This window comes from Dinghuibacter sp. (assembly GCF_035492835.1).
Lineage (GTDB): Bacteria > Bacteroidota > Bacteroidia > Chitinophagales > Chitinophagaceae > Dinghuibacter.
Genome location: NZ_DATJIY010000007.1, coordinates 1 through 2324 on the forward strand (window position 1 = coordinate 1; position 2324 = coordinate 2324).

At 58.3% G+C, this 2324-nt stretch carries 2 protein-coding genes and 2 pseudogenes; all 4 read right to left on the reverse strand.

Annotated elements, in window-relative coordinates; all coding sequences use genetic code 11:
• Window positions 1-400 (reverse strand): annotated as a pseudogene (locus tag VL547_RS00470) (hypothetical protein); the annotation flags it as partial.
• Window positions 397-1173, reverse strand: coding sequence for a WecB/TagA/CpsF family glycosyltransferase (locus tag VL547_RS00475; protein ID WP_325574007.1), 777 nt, complete (start codon window positions 1171-1173; stop codon window positions 397-399). The gene VL547_RS00475 and the pseudogene VL547_RS00470, both read right to left, overlap by 4 nt.
• 28 nt (window positions 1174-1201) lie before the next feature.
• The gene (locus VL547_RS00480; protein WP_325574009.1) at window positions 1202-2065 is read right to left on the reverse strand and encodes a glycosyltransferase family A protein; all 864 of its coding nucleotides are present in this window, start codon (window positions 2063-2065) and stop codon (window positions 1202-1204) included.
• 27 nt (window positions 2066-2092) lie between these two features.
• A pseudogene (locus tag VL547_RS00485) lies at window positions 2093-2324 on the reverse strand (adenosylmethionine--8-amino-7-oxononanoate aminotransferase BioA); the annotation flags it as partial.

Here is a 2324-nt window from a genome sequence, read left to right on the forward strand (position 1 = left end):
CCACGACCTCCGTCCAGTGCATCTTGTGGCGGTACAGGACTGTATGCCAGCCTGGAATGACCGAAAGCGATCCGGCCGTCAGCCGTGGAGTCCAGTAGAGGATCGCAGCGAGCAGGCTGACGCCAAAATGCAGCCATCCCCAGCGGGTATTGAGGGAACGCCCGGTAATCCGGCCGAACGCCAGGTATACGATGGCCATTAGTAAGAACCACCAGGGGCTGGCGGTCCATTGTAACAGGGTGTGCAGCGCCCGTTCCGGCCCGTTATCGGCGATCGTCAAAAAATAAGTGTCGTGCAAATGAATGTCCAGGGACGTATTGCCCATCCAGATGCCCGGCACGACCGACGTCGACAGCAAAAGGAGCGCCGCGGCCAGCGCGAAGAAACCGGCTATTTTCATGCGTTCAAGATATGCTTTCCAGCGTACCCAATCGGTTGCTCAGGGGGCAGCCAATGGCGGAATACGTGATAGGCAAGCGCAAAGGCGCCATAAACATACCTTTTCCAAAGCCGGCCGGGTTCGAGATAGAGCCGGTACGCCCATTCCAGGTTCGCCCGGCGAACGACAGGGGGTGCGCGGCGGAATTTCCCGGACATGAAGTCGAAAATGGCGCCCCCGGCAATGCAAAGACGCACGGTCGTGAGCTGGGGCCGGATCTTTTCGATCCACAGTTCTTGTAATGGTGCGCCCATCCCCACGATCAGGATGTCGACATTTTTTGAGTTGATGTCCCGGATGATCCCGGCTTCTTCGGTTTCGGTAAAATACCCGCTGCGGGCGCCCGCGATGCGGATATTGCCGTATTGCGCTACCAGCCGGTCACGTACTTCGTGGGTGACGCCTTCCGCGCCGCCTACGAAATAAAAGGTACGCTCGTCCCGGACGCCGGCGTCAATGATCTTCGGGATGAGGTCGGTCCCGTTTAGGTTGTCGGTGAACCGGATGTTGTTGAGGAGACCGACGCATTTGATGCCGATGCCGTCGTTGAAAACGAAGTCCGATCGGTATAACGCGTCGTGATAAGATGGGTGTCGTTGTGAAAGGACGAAGCAATGCGCATTCAGAAAAAATAGGGACCGGGGCCGCAATCCGTCGAGGGCGCTCACGCAGGCGCAAAGGGCCTCTGTCGCTGTCAGGTTGTCGACCCGGAGGTTGAGAAAGGGTTGTTTCATCGGTTAGCGTTTTGGGGTTGACGATCTATCAGCCCAGCAGCCTTCTTTTGAAGAAAAGCCGTTGGAGTTGTTTCTTTCTCAGGTGCCGGATCATGGCCTTGTCGCCGTACCGGATGTCCCCCCGGAATCCGGCGGTTAAGAATCCGGCGATGTTGAGCAGTCCGCCTATGACATATGGCTTTTGCGTGGTGACGTACAATCCCCTGACCAGGGCGAACAGCGGGTGGTAGCCCAGGTAGTGCTGGACCTTTCCCAGACGGGTCTCGCGTTTATAAACGTTCTTTTGCTTGAACCCGATCGGTTTGTAGTGGACGAGCACCAGGTCCTGGTAACTGCGCGTTTCCCATCCCAGGGTCTGTGCCGTCATTTCGTCGATGGTATCCCAGCCCAGCACGGGAAGGAGCCCGCCGATCGCTTCGAAACACGCGCGGCGGTAGAACTTGGCCGGGCCGCGTACGTGATCGTCGGGCATCATGTCGAGGACGAGCTTGTCGCCGTGTGGCTGATAGGTCTTTCCGCTGGTCATGCCCAGGGCGGGGTTCCTCTCCATGGCCCGTATCTGGAATTCGAAGTATCCGGGGTCGAATCGGAGGTCCCCATCCAGCTTGACAATGTATTCCCAGCCGGTGGTGGTTATGAGATCGTAGCCCGCATAAAAGGCGGCGACCACACCGGGTCCGGGGCTGTGTTCGCCCTTTGGTCGGTCGATTACCTTGATCCAGTCGTAACGGGAGGCGTATCCGCGCATGATATCGGCGGAGCGGTCCGTGGAGCCGTCGTTTACAAGGATGTATTCCACGGGGCGGATGGTTTGGTCGATGACGCAGCGGATCGTCGTTTCAAGGAAATCTTCCTCGTTCCGTACTGGAGAGATGATCACATACTTCACCATGTTGTTTTTCCAGGTTTGTCTCCGAAGTTAGGAAAAAAGTGTTTCCAACGCCCCCTCGATGCAGGCGTAAATCGCTTCCAGCTCCTGTTCGGTGATGCAGTACGGCGGCAGGACGTAGACATTGCTGCCCATGGGGCGGAGCATCACGCCCCGCTCGACGGCGTAGCGGGCCATCAACGGGCCGACGTTGTCGAGGTAGCCGCCGGCGCCGGTGTCGATGTCGAAGGCAAGGACGGTGCCGAGGACGCGGACGTCGGTG

Excerpts from the sequence above, each read along its gene's own strand:
- VL547_RS00475 (WP_325574007.1), bottom strand. The coding sequence starts at position 1,173 with ATGAAACAACCCTTTCTCAACCTCCGGGTCGACAACCTGACAGCGACA.
- VL547_RS00480 (WP_325574009.1), bottom strand. The coding sequence starts at position 2,065 with ATGGTGAAGTATGTGATCATCTCTCCAGTACGGAACGAGGAAGATTTC.